At 37.5% G+C, this 15,658-nt stretch carries 14 protein-coding genes; 6 read left to right on the top strand and 8 right to left on the bottom strand.

What is annotated here, in order from left to right; genetic code table 11:
* The first annotated feature begins 357 nt into the window (after nt 1-357).
* Together PK654_RS04070 and PK654_RS22990 are read left to right on the top strand one after the other, a co-directional pair.
* Nucleotides 358-717 (top strand): YidH family protein, encoded by a 360-nt coding sequence (locus PK654_RS04070; RefSeq protein WP_271697817.1) that lies wholly within the window; start codon nt 358-360, stop codon nt 715-717.
* Nucleotides 714-1,037 carry a DUF202 domain-containing protein gene (locus PK654_RS22990; RefSeq protein WP_443088723.1) on the top strand — a complete coding sequence of 108 codons (324 nt, stop codon included), beginning with the start codon at nt 714-716 and terminating at the stop codon, nt 1,035-1,037. Before PK654_RS04070 ends, PK654_RS22990 begins: the two co-directional genes overlap by 4 nt.
* Nucleotides 1,038-1,508: 471 nt before the next feature.
* On the opposite strand, the gene PK654_RS04065 is transcribed toward PK654_RS22990, so the two are convergent.
* The gene (locus PK654_RS04065; protein WP_271697816.1) at nt 1,509-2,303 is read right to left on the bottom strand and encodes a sulfite exporter TauE/SafE family protein; all 795 of its coding nucleotides are present in this window, start codon (nt 2,301-2,303) and stop codon (nt 1,509-1,511) included.
* Nucleotides 2,304-2,488: 185 nt separating this feature from the next.
* Here PK654_RS04065 and PK654_RS04060 point away from each other — a divergent pair, with 185 nt between their 5' ends.
* Complete coding sequence (locus PK654_RS04060; RefSeq protein ID WP_271697815.1) at nt 2,489-3,118, top strand: Crp/Fnr family transcriptional regulator; 630 nt, start codon at nt 2,489-2,491, stop codon at nt 3,116-3,118.
* A 7-nt stretch (nt 3,119-3,125) separates the two neighbouring features.
* Here the strand turns inward: PK654_RS04060 and PK654_RS04055 are convergent, their stop codons facing one another.
* The 4 genes from PK654_RS04055 to mglB form a co-directional block, all read right to left on the bottom strand.
* Nucleotides 3,126-4,451 carry an anaerobic sulfatase maturase gene (locus PK654_RS04055; protein WP_271697814.1) on the bottom strand — a complete coding sequence of 442 codons (1,326 nt, stop codon included), beginning with the start codon at nt 4,449-4,451 and terminating at the stop codon, nt 3,126-3,128.
* A 221-nt stretch (nt 4,452-4,672) separates the two neighbouring features.
* Complete coding sequence (gene mglC / locus PK654_RS04050; RefSeq protein ID WP_271697813.1) at nt 4,673-5,680, bottom strand: galactose/methyl galactoside ABC transporter permease MglC; 1,008 nt, start codon at nt 5,678-5,680, stop codon at nt 4,673-4,675.
* A gap of 10 nt (nt 5,681-5,690) precedes the next feature.
* Complete coding sequence (gene mglA, locus PK654_RS04045; RefSeq protein ID WP_271697812.1) at nt 5,691-7,199, bottom strand: galactose/methyl galactoside ABC transporter ATP-binding protein MglA; 1,509 nt, start codon at nt 7,197-7,199, stop codon at nt 5,691-5,693.
* Between the two features lie 106 nt (nt 7,200-7,305).
* The gene (gene mglB, locus PK654_RS04040) at nt 7,306-8,280 is read right to left on the bottom strand and encodes a galactose/glucose ABC transporter substrate-binding protein MglB (RefSeq protein ID WP_271697811.1); all 975 of its coding nucleotides are present in this window, start codon (nt 8,278-8,280) and stop codon (nt 7,306-7,308) included.
* Between the two features lie 647 nt (nt 8,281-8,927).
* Here mglB and araC point away from each other — a divergent pair.
* On the top strand, nt 8,928-9,767 hold the full coding sequence (gene araC, locus PK654_RS04035; RefSeq protein ID WP_271697810.1) for an arabinose operon transcriptional regulator AraC: 840 nt from the start codon (nt 8,928-8,930) through the stop codon (nt 9,765-9,767).
* Nucleotides 9,768-9,904: 137 nt separating this feature from the next.
* On the opposite strand, the gene PK654_RS04030 is transcribed toward araC, so the two are convergent.
* Genes PK654_RS04030 through PK654_RS04020 form a run of 3 tightly spaced genes read right to left on the bottom strand, consistent with a single transcriptional unit; the run spans nt 9,905 to nt 12,856 of the window.
* A complete protein-coding gene (locus PK654_RS04030) occupies nt 9,905-11,422 on the bottom strand; it encodes a tripartite tricarboxylate transporter permease (RefSeq protein ID WP_271697809.1) in 1,518 nt (505 codons plus the stop codon).
* 9 nt (nt 11,423-11,431) lie between these two features.
* Complete coding sequence (locus tag PK654_RS04025) at nt 11,432-11,881, bottom strand: tripartite tricarboxylate transporter TctB family protein (protein ID WP_271697808.1); 450 nt, start codon at nt 11,879-11,881, stop codon at nt 11,432-11,434.
* A gap of 21 nt (nt 11,882-11,902) precedes the next feature.
* Nucleotides 11,903-12,856, bottom strand: a complete 954-nt coding sequence (locus PK654_RS04020) for a tripartite tricarboxylate transporter substrate binding protein (RefSeq protein ID WP_271697807.1) — start codon at nt 12,854-12,856, stop codon at nt 11,903-11,905.
* 267 nt (nt 12,857-13,123) lie between these two features.
* Here PK654_RS04020 and PK654_RS04015 point away from each other — a divergent pair, with 267 nt between their 5' ends.
* Complete coding sequence (locus PK654_RS04015; protein WP_271697806.1) at nt 13,124-14,446, top strand: sulfatase-like hydrolase/transferase; 1,323 nt, start codon at nt 13,124-13,126, stop codon at nt 14,444-14,446.
* 530 nt (nt 14,447-14,976) lie between these two features.
* Nucleotides 14,977-15,411: a type II secretion system protein gene (locus PK654_RS04010; RefSeq protein WP_271697805.1), complete on the top strand. Its 435-nt coding sequence runs from the start codon at nt 14,977-14,979 to the stop codon at nt 15,409-15,411.
* Nucleotides 15,412-15,658: the final 247 nt, after the last annotated feature.

Raw genomic sequence — 15,658 nt, 5'->3', positions numbered from 1 at the left:
TAAAAAAGCTCAACATCAAGGCAAGCTTTTCAATAAAAATTAATACCTTAAGTAGAAACAACACTAATCTTTCAACTTAGAGGCAATTATAACACGTTTTTTTACTCAAAATAGGTAAACAAGGAATAAGTTAATTACTAAGTACAATACCAGAAAGCAACCACACCAACTCACTGAAAAGTTATCATTTTTCAAAGCAACTTAAGTAACACTTAGGCTTTATTAGAGACAGTAAAAAATAACCTATCCAAGTCACTTTATGTGCTACTTTTTCATACCGCTTTATTCTACCAAGGAATACATATATTATATTATTCTCTATCAAATAACGTCACTCAGATATTAGTGGATTAAAATATGAACAGTGGTTTAAGAAAAAACTGGCGAAGCCATGGCGTAGCTCCAGACTACCGGTTTTCTCTTGCAAACGAGCGAACTTATCTAGCTTGGATTAGAACAGCAATAGCTCTATTGGCAGGAGCAATTGCTATAGATCAACTAACTCCTGATCTCGCTGATCCGTTGATACGAAAAGTATTGTCAACTTCTCTCTGCTCATTCTCTGGAATACTCGCTTTGTTTGCCTATAGGCGTTGGGCTACAAATGAACAAGCAATGAGGCACAATAATGAATTACCTTATACAGACTTTCTTAAAATAATAAGTGCCATAGTGATTGTTCTTACTGTTACCATAATTCTGACTATCTTTCTATGATTAATAAAGAGCCTGGGTTACAAGTAGAAAGAACATCACTATCGTGGTTAAGGACATACCTCGTACTACTTGGTAGTGGAATATTAGCTTTAAAGCTATATAAGCAAAGTCAAAGCGTATTTGTTGGGCTTATTGGTATGACTTTAGTCAGCTATGCACTATTTCTGTCTTATTATACCCAGAAAAGATTCAATCAGTTTTTCTTAAATAAGAGTATTGTGAACAATAAAGACATTCTAATCAAAAAAGTATTATCTATCATAATCATGGCTACCTCAATAGGATATGAAATATACTCCCTAACAAAGTTTAGTCTCTAGCAGTAGTATATGGAGCTATACTAGCTCAGCCATTAGCTCCATAAATTCATATAAAACCATGCACATTCGTATTTAAGTGAAAGCACGTAGACTGTAAAACTAAAGACTATAGTTTAATGTAATCTTTTTGAGTACTATCTACTTATTTTCTTAGGGGGGATTACCCTTATTTCGATTTCTTCCGGAACCTCCATGAATTAAACATAAGTTAATTAGAAAAAACACTTTATTCTTTGTGCTCATAAAGAAGTAAAAAAGCTCTGTAAAGTACTAGTGCATAACTAAGCTAATCTTTTGATAAGGAGGTACAATTCTTAATCTCAATAAAATTAGTGTTTATATAAATAGCTAGTTGTGTGGTTCCTATTTTTCATTAGTCAGCGCAATACATCCATAGGCTGCCACTACCTAAAAGTAGAATAGTTGCATTCTCATAGAGCTAAATACATCCACGTTGAGCACATCAAAAAGTTATTTTGTTACTATCATAAGAAGAGAGATAGATATTATGAACACCGTAATCGCATATATATTTTTATCATCTAGTTTCTTTATTACTCGCATTGCTACAGGAACGCCTATAAATGCGCCTAATGACATCAAGAAAGCTGTAGTTATATCACTTTGCCCACTTCTGCTATAAATTAAAGCGGTTAGGCTGGAAAGAACTAATGCCATAACTAAAGAAGAACCTACCGACTTCTTAATGCTTACTCCAAGAAGTGTGTTAAAAGCAGGCAGTAACATCACACCTCCTCCAATTCCTGTTGATCCTAAAACAGTACCGCAGGTAATACCTGCAGATAAAGCCATCTTATTCGAATGTGGTCGGACAGAAGAGATTCCAATCGCAACTTTGTATTTTCTATAGATAGAGTATAAAGAAAGCAGCATGATAGTTATAATTGCTAATTCGATTGTCTGGCTAACAAATTGTTCAGTTACCGGGTTTTTATACAGCTCTATAATCACTTCAGTAGTAATGAATGTCGCAGGTACAGCACCTAATAACATCCATCTAAGTGCTCTCCACTCTACATTCCCAGCAATTATATGAGACAACCCTGCATTTGCTTTGACTATAGAAGAAATGATGCTAGCCGTTCCAACTGCCATCACTACCGGCATACCAAAAACAACTTGAAGTATTGGGATGATTAGCACTCCACCGCCCACACCAGTCAAGCCAAGGCATAAACCTATAAAAAAGCCCAGTATAACTTTAATAAGACAATCAAAACTAAATAATGTCAATAATATATCCATAAGATACTAACCACCATCTCCAGTAAGTAACCTTTAATTTATCATTAAAAAACTTTATAATATTAGCCATAAAAAATAACAAGTATAGGTTGTTGCGTTTTATAGATAGTCTATTCAATAATTAGAAATAGATTTATGTCTGTCGACATAAGTAATCATATTTATTAATTTTTCGGTAAAGATATATGAACTCTGAATTTTCAAAGTTATTAGGTGACAACATTTATATTCGCAAAGAAACAGTAGAAAAAAATCAGGTTATCTATCAAGCAAATGATCGAGCGTCTGGTTTCTATTTTCTTGAGCTTGGGATGGTTGGTTTGTATAAGGTCACGGAAAAAGGTAAAGAGCACCTTATCCGTGTCTATGGTGCTGGGGAATATTTTGGATATCGCTCTTTGTTCAGCAATGAGCATTACCACTTAACGACTAGAAGCCTTCAACCAAGTACTTTTCAACATATCCATGCTTCAGGGCTAAATGCCATCTATCAACATGCACCAGATTTAGTACAACTACTTGTTACTTCAGTTTGCCGTGAGTTAGGAGAAGCAGAGAATCGCTTATCTAATATTGCAGCATTTGATGCTAAAATCCGGGTACTTGATTCGATAGTTGAACTGTTTGGTAGGTTTGAAGATTATCCTTGGACAAGTCGAGAGATAGCAGAGTATTCAGGAACAGAAACCCAAACAGTAATCAGACTCTGTAAACAGTTGAAATACAAAAATTTACTTAACCCAAATATCAGAGGAGTAAAGCCAGTTGATCTTCGGTTATTGAAAAATTATCGTGCTGATCTTGTTAAAAATTGAATAGATTTCACTTGTTCTTTCCACAACACTGTTTATATTTCTTTCCACTCCCACATGGGCAAAAAACGTTCCTTCCCACCTTAGCAATAATCTGTTTGTTGTCACTTGCTTTAACCATCCGTATTACTTCTGATACATGATGACCAGACTTAACTAAGTCTCTCATCGCAGCCATATAGGGGGCAGTATGCTCGAAATAATGCAGATAGCCTTTACAAAGATAATTTTGGAATGGGAAACCTTTATCGGAAACAATGAATCTATGTTTCGGACACCCTCCATGGCACGCAAATCGAAACTTACATTTCTGGCAGTCGGCAGTCAAACGTTCCTTCTTGTCCTTCCCAAATTTCACAGCCTTGTCACTGTTGTTCATTTCATTCACACTCTGTTGGTGAATATTCCCTAATTTGAATTCGGGATAAACAAAATGATCGCAGCAATAAAGGTCACCGTTCGCCTCTAACGCGAAAGCATTTCCACACGTTGGAGAAAAAATACAAATACCAGCCGGTTGATTACACCAACTTGACAACGTGCTATCGAATGTTTGAACAAAAACCTTACCTACATCCTTCCTTACCCATTCATCGAAAATCTGGTTCAGAAATTCACCATACTGCCAAGAGGGCACAGACCACTTAGTTACTTTTGAGTCTTTGTCAAATTCTGGAGGAACAAGGGTAAGCTCTCCATCATTGATATCTACTGCTTGCTGCTCCACTAAAGGAATAAACTGCATGTAAGAAGAGCCTATAGATTTAAGAAAACGGTAAACCTCTATCGGCTTAAAGGCATTAAAGTTGTTGACCACCGTAAGTGTATTGAAGGGAACACCATGTTTTTTAAGGTACCCTATCCCACGCATAACTTTATGGTGACTTACTTTACCGGAGCGTGTAACGCGATATTTGTCATGTAATTCCTCGGGCCCGTCAATAGAAATACCTATGAGAAAATCATGGCGCTTAAACAATTCACACCATTCATCGTTAATAAGTATGCCGTTAGTTTGAAATGCATGGTGAATCCGCTTACCATTACTGTACTTTTTAGCAAGTACAGCGGCTTTTTCGAAAAACTCTACCCCCATAAGAGTTGGTTCACCTCCCTGCCATGCAATATCTACATCATGCCCACTTTGTGCCTCTATCTGCTGACGGATGAACATTTCCATAGTTTCATCACTCATCCTCCAGTTTTCATTACGTTCCGGATATAACTTCTCTTTTTCAAGGTAAAAACAATACTCACAATCTAAATTACAAATCGAGCCAGAAGGTTTCGCCATTACATGGCAATTAGTGGATGTGGTGTTAGACGAAGTATTCATACATTAAATCTTAGTAAGTAGATTCCCTGCTCATATTAGTAACATTATAGGCTGTTGATTGTATAAAGTCCTATTTAAGCAACTTTAATACAACACTACTCACCAACTCGAGGATAACTAAATATGAAAAAAAGCAAGCTGCCCCCGCAACTTGCAAACGTGGTGCCAAATAATAGGCCATTATAAAACTTACCTACTATAATATCTCCCCATCTCCCTATTTATTTTTTGTTGGCATGCTTCATAGAGTCGATCGCAACTGCAAATACAATTATTGAACCCTTAATAATATATTGCCAGTAAGGGCTTACGCCTATATATGTCATTCCATAGTTTATAACTGTAAATATTAAAACACCAGTCACAACACCAGCAATACTTCCTACACCGCCAGCAAAAGAAACACCACCAACTACACAAGCGGCGATTGCATCCAGTTCATATAGGAAACCTAGGTTGTTGGTCGCACTACCTATACGGCCTGCTTCTAACATACCACCAAAAGCGTAGAAAACACCTGACAATGCATATACTTTCAATAGAGTAAGAGGGACGTTAACGCCTGATACCTTTGCTGCCTCTGGGTTGCCACCTACAGCAAAAATGTTTTTACCAAACACTGTTTTATTCCAGAGAACCCACATAAAGCCAATGGCCACTATCGCGTAAAAAGTAATATATGAGAACCTAAAATCGCCTAGTCGAATGAACCCTTGCGTAAACTCTGAAAAACCCTCATCAAAACCTGCGATTGGTGAAGCACCTACACTGTCATAATAAAGAGAATTTATGCCATATACGATTATCATTGAGCCCAAAGTAGCTATAAATGGTGTTACCTTTAAGTAAGCTACAATGATACCATTCATCAAGCCGATGAGCGCACCAACTACACAAACGATAATTACAACACCAATTATTGGCATTTCTATAAGGTCTGGAAAGACCTTATTAACATTATCCATAGCTTGCAATAAAGTAGCAGATATAACTGCCGCTAATCCTACCTGTCTACCTGCAGATAAGTCTGTACCTTGGGTAACTATTAGTCCAGCCACTCCAAGAGCAATAATTACACGCACAGATGATTGTGTGAGAATATTACTAAAATTTCTTAAGCTTAAAAAAGAAGGCTCTTGAATAATAATAACTGCTAGCAGAATCAACAATACTGCGTAAATTGCACCTTCTTTCAGGTACTTCATTGCAAAGTTCTTTAACGTATCCATAATTAATTCCTTAGAGGTAGCGAGAGGCCAACTCTAATATTTCATTCTGAGAAGTATTTTTGGTTTCAACAATGCCCGCTGCGCGACCATTACTCATTACTAGAATACGATCTGTAATACCAAGAAGTTCAGGCATCTCAGAAGAGATAATAATTATACCTTTATTCTTGTTTGCCAGATCTAAGATCAGTTGATAAATTTCAAATTTAGCACCAACATCTATTCCTCGAGTTGGCTCATCTAACATTAGTATTTCTGGCTGTGTTAACAGCCATCTACCAATAATAACTTTTTGCTGATTTCCACCTGATAGCGAACCAATTGAAGTTTCGTGAGAAGGTGTTTTGACTCGCATGGAATCAATAACCCACTGAGTATCCCCTTTCATTTTCTTACTACTGAGTAAGCCTGATTTAGTTTTATACTCCTCAACATTGGCTACTAGTGAGTTAAACGTAATATCTAAATCACTATATATGCCGGTAGCTCGCCTTTCTTCAGTAACCAGTGCAAAACCATTGCCTATAGCTTCATGAGCGTCTCTATTTTTCATGGTTCTCCCATGAAGTAAGAGTTCCCCTTCGCTTTTTTCACGTATACCGAAAATCGTTTCCACAATATCTGTGCGCCGTGAGCCTACTAATCCTGCTATACCAAGGATTTCCCCTTCCCTGAGTTCGAAAGATATATCTTGAATAGAAGGTTGGTTTAGAGCGGTTAAGTTTTTAACTTCTAGAATTTTCTCTTTTGGAGCATTAGTTTTTTCCGGAAAGCGTTGTGTTAGCTCCCGACCAACCATCATGGCAATTATATCATCCATCTCTAGGCCCTCTAATGGCCTAGTATCTACCCATACACCATCACGTAGAATGGTAATCTCATCGCAAATCGCAAAAATTTCTTCCATTTTGTGAGATATGTATACTACACCACAACCTCGATCTTTCAGTTTGTTGATGATAGTAAATAAGTGATTAACTTCTTTTTCAGTTAAAGAAGAAGTTGGTTCATCCATAATTACTATTTTGGCTTCGTAAGAAAAAGCTTTTGCGATTTCAACCATTTGCATTTGAGATACTGAGAGGGTTGACACTTTGACCCTAGGGTCAATATCAATGTCTAGTTCTTCGAAAATTGCTTTTGTATCTACGAACATTTTATCATGATCGACAAACATCCCTTTTTTGGGATATCGGCCTAGCCAAATATTGTCCATCACGGTACATTGAAGAACTTGGTTAAGTTCCTGATGAACCATCGAAACACCAGACTCTAACGCTTCTTTAGATGACCCAAAGCTTACATCCTTGCCTAGGAATACGATATCACCTTCATTCTTTTCATAAATTCCAAACAGACACTTTAACAAAGTCGACTTGCCAGCCCCATTCTCTCCCATTAATGCATGAATGGAGTGTGGCCTTACTCTTAAGTTAACTTTATCTAGTGCTTTAACGCCTGGGAACTCTTTACTTATCTCTGTCATTTCTAACAGAAACTCATGTGCTTGCTCAGCCATAAAATCACTTCGTTTTAAGGTTACATATGATGCGAAATAATCTCTTTTAGTGAGAGGTCTCTAAAGCAAGATGAGCCTCTCACTATAGTTTGTTATTATTGCAGCTTTACTCGAGTGTCGATTTATCTACACCTACATAAGGAACACGTACTACTTTATTATCAAGTTCCCAAGAAGTTCCCTCTGTAGCCCCCTTACCATTGGCAAGGTTACGCGTTAATTCAAATGTTGCTTTAGCTTGTGATTGTGCATCATTAAGAACTGTACCAGCCATTTGCCCAGACTTTACTAAAGCTAGCGCCTCATCCAAAGCATCAACGCCGTAGACAGGAAGTTTGACACCTGCACCTTTTAGAGCTTCTACAGCTCCCATGGCCATGCCATCATTGTTAGCTATCACAACTTCAATTTTGCTACCATTTGGTCCTGATAACCAAGCGTCAACTTTATCCTTTGCCATAGCCGTATCCCACATGCCTGTATCCATGTGAAGTTCTTCAGTTTCAATACCTTGCTCATTAATAGTTTTTACAGAATATGTAGTTCGAGCTTCAGCATCTGGGTGTCCGGGTTCTCCTTTAAGCATTACATACTGAAGTTTCCCATCACCGTTTAAGTCCCATGCAGGATTGGCTTTCCATTGCTCGGAAATCAACTCTCCCTGAATAATTCCAGACTCCCTAGAAACAGTTCCAACGAAATAAGCTTTTTCGTAACTTGCTAGAGCCTCTTTGCTAGGTTCTTTGTTATAGAACACTACTGGAACATCATCCATCTTTGCTTTCTTAATAATGGTTGGTGCTGATGCTGGATCGACTAGGTTTATCGCTAAGGCTTTTACACCCCTTGCGAGCATTACGTCGACTTGATCATTCTGAATAGACTGGTTGTTCTGAGAGTCATTCATTAGCACTCTTGTCTCAGGATCAGCTTCAGCCACATTTTCTATAGCCTGTCTAACCACAGACATAAAGTTATCGTCATACTTATAGACTGTTACACCTACAGTTGTCGCTGCCGCAACGTGACCGCCAAAGCAAATTCCGGCGATAAGGGTTGATAATAGTTTTATCTTTTTCATCCAGAGGTTCCTAGTTTTACGTTAAGTTCGCTTGAAGTTTGTGTAAACGTTTACCATAGAAATATATCACTCAACTCATCACAAATAATGTGACCAAGATTATAATACCGAACATTACATGGACAATAATACTGCAAAATACATCCAATAATGACACCAATAACACTATAAATGGCTGTTATTTATAGTTTAATGCGGCCTAGAGAAGCCAATAAAAACATAACAAATAAACTGCAAGTAAGATCATCATTAAAACTAATTATGTTAACATTAAGTCTTAGAGGCACTAAATGGTAGGTCGGCATGTAAACGTATACACTGCAGTGTGCTCGATTTTATTATGGGAGAGAACATATAGTTACCAAACCAACCAAGAATGGCTTGTAATATATATCAATTACTTACCATCACAAACCACCCAAAAAAAGCTTGTGTAATTTGAGTATTGAGGGGAATCTTGCTTATACTCTTTTGCAAGATTTAATGGTTCAAAGGTTATCGTTGGTTCTTTACTTAGTGACATATTGATAGACTAAGTACACGATTGATAGAGATCCCCTTCGTTGAACCACTACAGTTTCTTAGACAATGTAGAAAGTACTGCTATAAGTGTATACTCTGTAAACTGCCTAAAAGAAGGAGTTAAAGTGGAAACTGACCCAACAAAACCTGGTTACATATTTGGTAATGACCTGATGTCTGGACGTACATACAGCGAGATAAATAACGAGACAGACTTTGTGGTAGACAGGCCTAATGGTATGAAAGGTTTCACGCTAAACATAACTACAAAAGGTAGTGGACTGCTTGTTAGCAATGAACAGACTTTTACGGTCGAAGAAAATGATATTTTATTGATACCACCAAATGTTCCACACTACTACTATCGAAACCCATTGGCACAAACGTGGGAGAGGCGTTGGGTGTACTTCAGACCACGTTCCCACTGGGAAGAGTGGCTTCATTCTTGGGACAGTATGATCGGACAAGTATACAAAACGCGAATATCAAACCAACAGTATATAAGTACCATTAATAATAAATTTCGCAAGATAGAAAAAAATATAAAAAGCGATCTACCTTTTAGTACAGAAATAGCATATACGATCTTAGAAAGCTTAATACTTCAGTGCAATACATTACAACCTAGCATCTATGGTAAAAGATATGATGAAAGAGTACTGCTAGTAATTGATATACTTTCACGAGATCTTAACGAAGATTATTCGATAGAAACCCTCTCTAATAAAGTGGGTCTATCCGAGTCAAGACTAATGAGCCTGTTTAAGCAACAAGTAGGCATGAGTATATTAAAGTGGAGGGACATGCAACGTATATCTTGTGCAAAAAACATGCTAGTAAATACAGGAGATTCGATTTCAAACATATCGAAACTCGTTGGATACAGTGATCCACTATATTTTTCTAGGATTTTTAAGAAAAATGCTGGTTTAAGTCCCAACCAATTTAAGAAAAAATTTGGCTAAATTGTTACTTTTTCCTTGAAAAAAATAACAATGTTAGTGTCAGTTAAATCAAGTTCGAAATAATACCTACTACCACTATATGAAAGAGGCTCGTTACCCTTCACTAGGAGTCAGAGCCTTCAATTTCTATTTAGATATTACGTCATACGAGATTTAGACATTTTCTCTACTCTATTCTGCCTTAAGCGAGAGTATGCAAACCAAACTAATAGTGAAGCAAAAATAAGAATTAGTGAAAGAGAGGCTGGTCTACTAAAGAAAATAAGCCAGTCTCCTTGAGCCATAGTAACTGTTCGTCGTAAATTCATCTCTGTAAGGTTGCCCAAAACCAACCCCAATAAAATAGGTATCGGAGAAAAGTTAAACTTCGCTAGGATATATGCAACAACACCAAAGAAGATTGATATATAAATATCATACATTGTATTATTTATGGAAAAAGTCCCAGCAAAGCAAAAGATAACGATTAGAGGGGTCAACAGTGAAAAGTCCACTTTTGTTATTTTTGCAAAAAACGGTAGCAAAATCCTACCTTGAAGAATCATGAATATGTTGATAACAACTAAACCAATCATTACAGCATATACTTCTACACCATGCTCTTGAAATAGGTTGGGGCCTGGAGTTAGTCCATTAATCATTAGTGTACCTAGCAATATCGCAACTGCAGCATCGCCTGGAATACCTAAGGTTAGTAATGGTATCAAGGTTGCCCCTGTAACTGCATTATTTGAAGACTCCGCAGCTGCTATACCTTCCGTGGAACCTTGACCAAAATCTTCTTTGTTGTTCGAGTTTCTTCTCGCCGTATCATAGCTAAGAAATGAAGCCATGGATGCCCCGGTTCCGGGTATACAACCTATAATAGTGCCAATGACAGAACTTCTAAGTAGTGTTACGTATGATGAGATAAACTCTTTAAATGACAAGGTATCCCCGTCATGTTTACCTAGGCTTACTGACTTAATTGAACCTTTTTTGGTAGGCTTACTTGCATTTAAAATTGTTTCTGATATAGCGAACAGTCCGATAAGAACAATAACTAAGTTCAGCCCCCCATAAAGGTTAAAGTCATCAAAAGTGAATCTAAATACTCCACTTATGCTGTCCATTCCCACTGTAGATAATAGTAAGCCCAGACAGCCAGCCATAACCCCTTTGATTAAATTACCACTACTTACACCAGAGATTATGAGAAGTCCAAACATACATAAAATAAAATACTCAGGAGGGCCAAAATTCAAGGCTATCTTTGCTACTAGTGGCGCTGCAAATAACAAGACTAGTGCACTAAAAATACCTCCGAAGCCTGAAGAGTATAGGGCTGTTAGTAACGCTTTATTTGGTTTTCCTGATACTGCTAAAGGATATCCATCTAGCATGGTTGCGGCCGCATGAGGCGTTCCTGGAGTTCTGATAAGGATGGCTGAAATAGAACCGCCATAACTACCTGAACAGTAAATTCCTAAAAGAAACATGAATGAAGAGATAGCATCTAAAGTATATGTAAATGGCATGAAGAGAACCAAACACAACATCACGGTTAAACCCGGTATTGAGCCAAAAACCAAACCGAGTAATAATCCAATATTTAAATATACAAAGCTAGATAGTGTAAAAAAGGCTATAAAGCCATCAAAAAATAAATTATCCATGAGAAGCACCTAGGGTAACTGCACCAATAGTAAGGTCTTAAACACATAACTAACTACAACGCAACAAGTAATCAAGAAAGCATAATAGCTAGTTTTTTTGACCTTAAAAAATAAAAGCGAAAAGCAACTAAACAGTACGGATGAAATCAAAAAACCAAATATTGGTATGGCTAGTGCGAATAAAATTATAAAGCTAATGTACAAAATGGATTTTGCTTCTTTTTTATAGTTTAAGTTTACTTTTTGATGTGAATCCTTATTTCTTATTTGCCTTACTAGTTCTGTCGCTAGCAGCAGCAAACTGCTAGCTAGCATCAAAAATGTTACCCAACGTGGAAATGACTGTGCATTAATACCTTCATTATTTGTAGCTAGGATTTGGTCTGGTATTACGTATAATATAAATATAGATAGGCCGATAAAAATCATACTACCTATGATGTTGTTCGTAATTTTCATTGCACTCACCTCATGCATGTGTTATTTGGCTATCTCCCAAAAGCGATCTACTTTTTCAATCGTTGTTTCGACGTGTTCTCTCAAAGCGTCTCCATCTACCGGATCTATGTTCACTCCAAGATTGTCAGCTACTTTTTTAAATTCTGGATTTTCTAGAATGTTTAAAAAATGTGACCTGATCGCTTCAACCAACTTAGGGTCTGTCCCATTACGGGTCAGCATCATCATTCTATTTACAATCCAAGTATCGTACCCAAATTGTGTAACAGGAGGTAGATCGTAAACATCAGTTTTAAGGGGCTTTTCATCAAAGACTAAAATTGCCTGCAGTTCCTTCGCCTTTACATACTCCTTTGCAAGTGAACCGTGGGTTACAGACAATATCACATCTCCTGAAATGGTCGCATTCATTGCTTCATTGGCACCATTGAACCCTACGGCTTCATAGTTAATTCCCATCTCAGATAGTAACGCAGAAATAATCAGGAACTCGGTACCGTTAAGGCCATTAACACCAAAAAGAATTTTGTTGTTTGCACCATAACGCTTTAAATCTTCAAAGTTAGTGATCCCAGATTCTGGATTTGCGACAAGTACGAAAGAGGAAGTATAGATATTCATAATAGGTGTAAAATCTTCCCACTTATACGCGACCTTATTGGTTTTGGGGCTAATAGAAAAGTTTCCTTCACTCCCATAGATGATTTTAGTTGTGTTTGGTTTCTCTCGAAGATATTCAGTTAAGGCAACAACGCCACCGGCACCTAATCTGTTTGTAGGTATAATAGGTTGTCCAAATTCATCGGTACCAAACTGAGCCATTGCTCTATTAACCTGATCTGCCAAACCACCTACCGCCCACGGAACTACCGTCGTAATCGGTTTTTTTGGCCATTGTTCTGTACTTGCCATTGTTGAAAATGCGAGTAAAGACAGCGAGATGATAGCTGTCATTCTTGTAATTAGCTCTTTCATTTTTACCTCTCTTTAGCAGTTGTATTATCCATACTTAATATCTACCTCCATATAAATAGTATCAGCCAACTTAAATCCAAGTGATGACCAAAGACTCATTTTTGGTAGCCATAAGGACTACAATTGAGATCTACGTCTAATTAGTTTGCTTTTTAGTCATAAGTAGTCATACAAGTGACTAAAATCAACAATAGAAATATGATAGCTTTGTCCATGTGTTTTGTTATGTGATAATTGCCTACTAAGCAAATTAAACTGGAGAGAAAAATGCAAAAGAAGAAAAATGTGCTGATCTTTTTTACTGACCAACAAAGAGCTGACACCCTAGGTGTGCATGGCAACCCGTTAGACCTTACCCCTAACATTGATTACGACGCTATGAATGGAACTCATTGCGAGAATGCATTTACTCCTCAGCCGGTTTGCCTTCCTGCGAGGGCATGCTTACAAACCGGAAAGTATTCTTCAGAAATTAATTGCAATACAAACGATGACGTACTGCCTCACGAAGAAATGACGTTAGCGCACTATTTCAATGATGCTGGGTATAACACAGCATACTTTGGAAAGTGGCATTTAAATGCATGTAATGTAGAGCCGTTTTCTGAGCCTCAAGGTGGGTATCAAACATGGTGCGCAGCAAACATACTAGAGTTCATCTCAGATGCATACCAAACTGTACTATTCGATGAAAAAGGAAACGAGGTACGCTTACCTGGCTATAGAGTTGATGCAACAGTCGATCGTGCTATTAAATATATTGACGAAAACAAAGATTCTCCATTTTTCATGATGGTATCTTTGTTGGAGCCACATATGCAAAACACAAGAGATGATTACCCTGCCCCAGTAGACTATGAGTCAAGATATATTGATGCATGGACTCCGCCAGATCTGAGGGCGCTAGGAGGAACATCAGCTCAACATTTGCCAGGGTACTACGGCATGGTAAAAAGAATAGACGAAGCTTATGGGCGTATTAAAGATGTATTGAGAAGTCTCAATATCCTAGAGGATACTATTGTCTTGTTCACAAGTGATCATGGGTGTCATTTTAAAACTCGCAACGGAGAATATAAAAGATCATGTCATGACGCATCACTAAAAATACCTATGGTTTGGTCAGGCGCTCAATTCAATGGAGGCGGCCGCTTACCAAATAATATAAGCCTAGTCGACATAGCTCCAACGTTGTTAGACGCATGTGATATCCCTGTGCCAGAATATATGAGTGGCCAATCTATTTTGCCTCTAGTAAACAGGACATCACGTGAGTTTAGAGAGTATGCATACGCTGAAATTAGTGAATCGCATGTAGGGCGCTGTATTAGAACCTCTCGGTGGAAATATAGTATGAGACAAGTGGACAACAATCAATTTGTAGATGACTTCCTTTATGATTTAAAAGCAGATCCATGGGAGCTAAACAATTTAATAGGGTTTCAAAGCCACCAATACGTCACACAAGTATTAAGGCAGAAGTTGGTCAAGCAGATGGTAGATATTGGTCAAATGGAACCTTCAGTTATTGATGCCGAAAAAGTAGACTCGAAACAGCATACCATTACAGAGAAGGAAGCTTGGCTCTAGAAAACAGGTAGGTTGTGCGATATGAACAGAGTGAGCACGTTTTTCTGGAAAACCGGAACCTCTCTCACTCTCGTTCAAGTAACGATATTGCTGATGAACTAAGAACTTTATTCGTTATGCTTACCCTAAAAGTTCGAAGTTCACAGTCAGCATTGAGCTATTTTTTAACGGGAAGTATGGTTTCCATAGGAAACTCCTCAAGATTGTTTTATTAGCGTTATGATCAACGGAATAACTTGAGAGCTGTCAGCCTGTGCCTGTACTATCAGGTGTCTATAGGAAAGCCATAGGAGTATTGTTGTAAACCTATATATGCTAATAGGCATTAAGCGAAACCTCTGTCCAAAACATTGGCTAACTCGCTACTTTAAATCGGTAACCTTGGCTATATTACTTGCTCTAGCAAGGTGACAATTAACGATAAGGGCTTTAAAGATACAACCTTGAACATATGAAACTATATGACCACAAATAATATTGTGGTGGCACAATTTTGTAGAACCTAATAAACAAATTCGGATGGTAGATTTATGAAAAAGAATTGGGGGTTTACGCTTATTGAACTGGTAATTGTCATTGTTATTTTAGGAACTGTATCCATTCTCATTGCACCTCGATTTATTAGCTTACAAGAAAACGCTAAAAACAAATTACTGCTCACTGTTAAAAGCCAAATCGAATCTCAAATAGCTCTTACTTATGCAAAGCTAGTAGTTGTTGGGCTAGAAGGGAGAAATCAAGATAGAACCGATCCAGCTACTGGAGGTGGTTATTACGGTGACGAACCTGATTATAACCCTTTTAAAAGTATATGTGGAAAAGATTGTTACTTTATCTTTGGTACTCCTTCAGCATCTGCAACAACAATATCTTCAATAATGGATGGTATTGGTACAGGTGAAGATGTTGTGTTCTCTGGCTATCATCAAAATAACTGGGAGGACGAGGGCGTCACTGGGGACTGATATTGTAGGAACACTTTCGCTAAAGGAAAATGTAATAACAGATTCAAACCCCAGCAAGAACAAGTTAAAATCGGATAATTGCTATATTTGGTATTCAGGAGCTAGAGAAGATAGTAGAAGCTATAAAAATCGGCATTGTTCCGTGCAGCTAAACCTTATTTATTGAACCTCATCCGATAATATTACACCTACATTAAAGAAACCTTTATGCATATTACAAAAAAGAAAAAGCAATAAACAAAAGCAA

Origin of the sequence: Vibrio sp. SCSIO 43137 (genome assembly GCF_028201475.1) — a bacterium.
GTDB lineage: Bacteria > Pseudomonadota > Gammaproteobacteria > Enterobacterales > Vibrionaceae > Vibrio.
The sequence above is the reverse complement of the archived record's forward strand: the minus strand, read 5'-3'. Positions and strand labels throughout refer to the sequence as shown.

Excerpts from the sequence above, each read along its gene's own strand:
- PK654_RS04070 (WP_271697817.1), top strand. The coding sequence starts at position 358 with ATGAACAGTGGTTTAAGAAAAAACTGGCGAAGCCATGGCGTAGCTCCA.
- PK654_RS22990 (WP_443088723.1), top strand. The coding sequence starts at position 714 with ATGATTAATAAAGAGCCTGGGTTACAAGTAGAAAGAACATCACTATCG.
- PK654_RS04065 (WP_271697816.1), bottom strand. The coding sequence starts at position 2,303 with ATGGATATATTATTGACATTATTTAGTTTTGATTGTCTTATTAAAGTT.
- PK654_RS04060 (WP_271697815.1), top strand. The coding sequence starts at position 2,489 with ATGAACTCTGAATTTTCAAAGTTATTAGGTGACAACATTTATATTCGC.
- PK654_RS04055 (WP_271697814.1), bottom strand. The coding sequence starts at position 4,451 with ATGAATACTTCGTCTAACACCACATCCACTAATTGCCATGTAATGGCG.
- mglC (WP_271697813.1), bottom strand. The coding sequence starts at position 5,680 with ATGGATACGTTAAAGAACTTTGCAATGAAGTACCTGAAAGAAGGTGCA.
- mglA (WP_271697812.1), bottom strand. The coding sequence starts at position 7,199 with ATGGCTGAGCAAGCACATGAGTTTCTGTTAGAAATGACAGAGATAAGT.
- mglB (WP_271697811.1), bottom strand. The coding sequence starts at position 8,280 with ATGAAAAAGATAAAACTATTATCAACCCTTATCGCCGGAATTTGCTTT.
- PK654_RS04030 (WP_271697809.1), bottom strand. The coding sequence starts at position 11,422 with ATGGATAATTTATTTTTTGATGGCTTTATAGCCTTTTTTACACTATCT.
- PK654_RS04025 (WP_271697808.1), bottom strand. The coding sequence starts at position 11,881 with ATGAAAATTACGAACAACATCATAGGTAGTATGATTTTTATCGGCCTA.
- PK654_RS04020 (WP_271697807.1), bottom strand. The coding sequence starts at position 12,856 with ATGAAAGAGCTAATTACAAGAATGACAGCTATCATCTCGCTGTCTTTA.
- PK654_RS04015 (WP_271697806.1), top strand. The coding sequence starts at position 13,124 with ATGCAAAAGAAGAAAAATGTGCTGATCTTTTTTACTGACCAACAAAGA.
- PK654_RS04010 (WP_271697805.1), top strand. The coding sequence starts at position 14,977 with ATGAAAAAGAATTGGGGGTTTACGCTTATTGAACTGGTAATTGTCATT.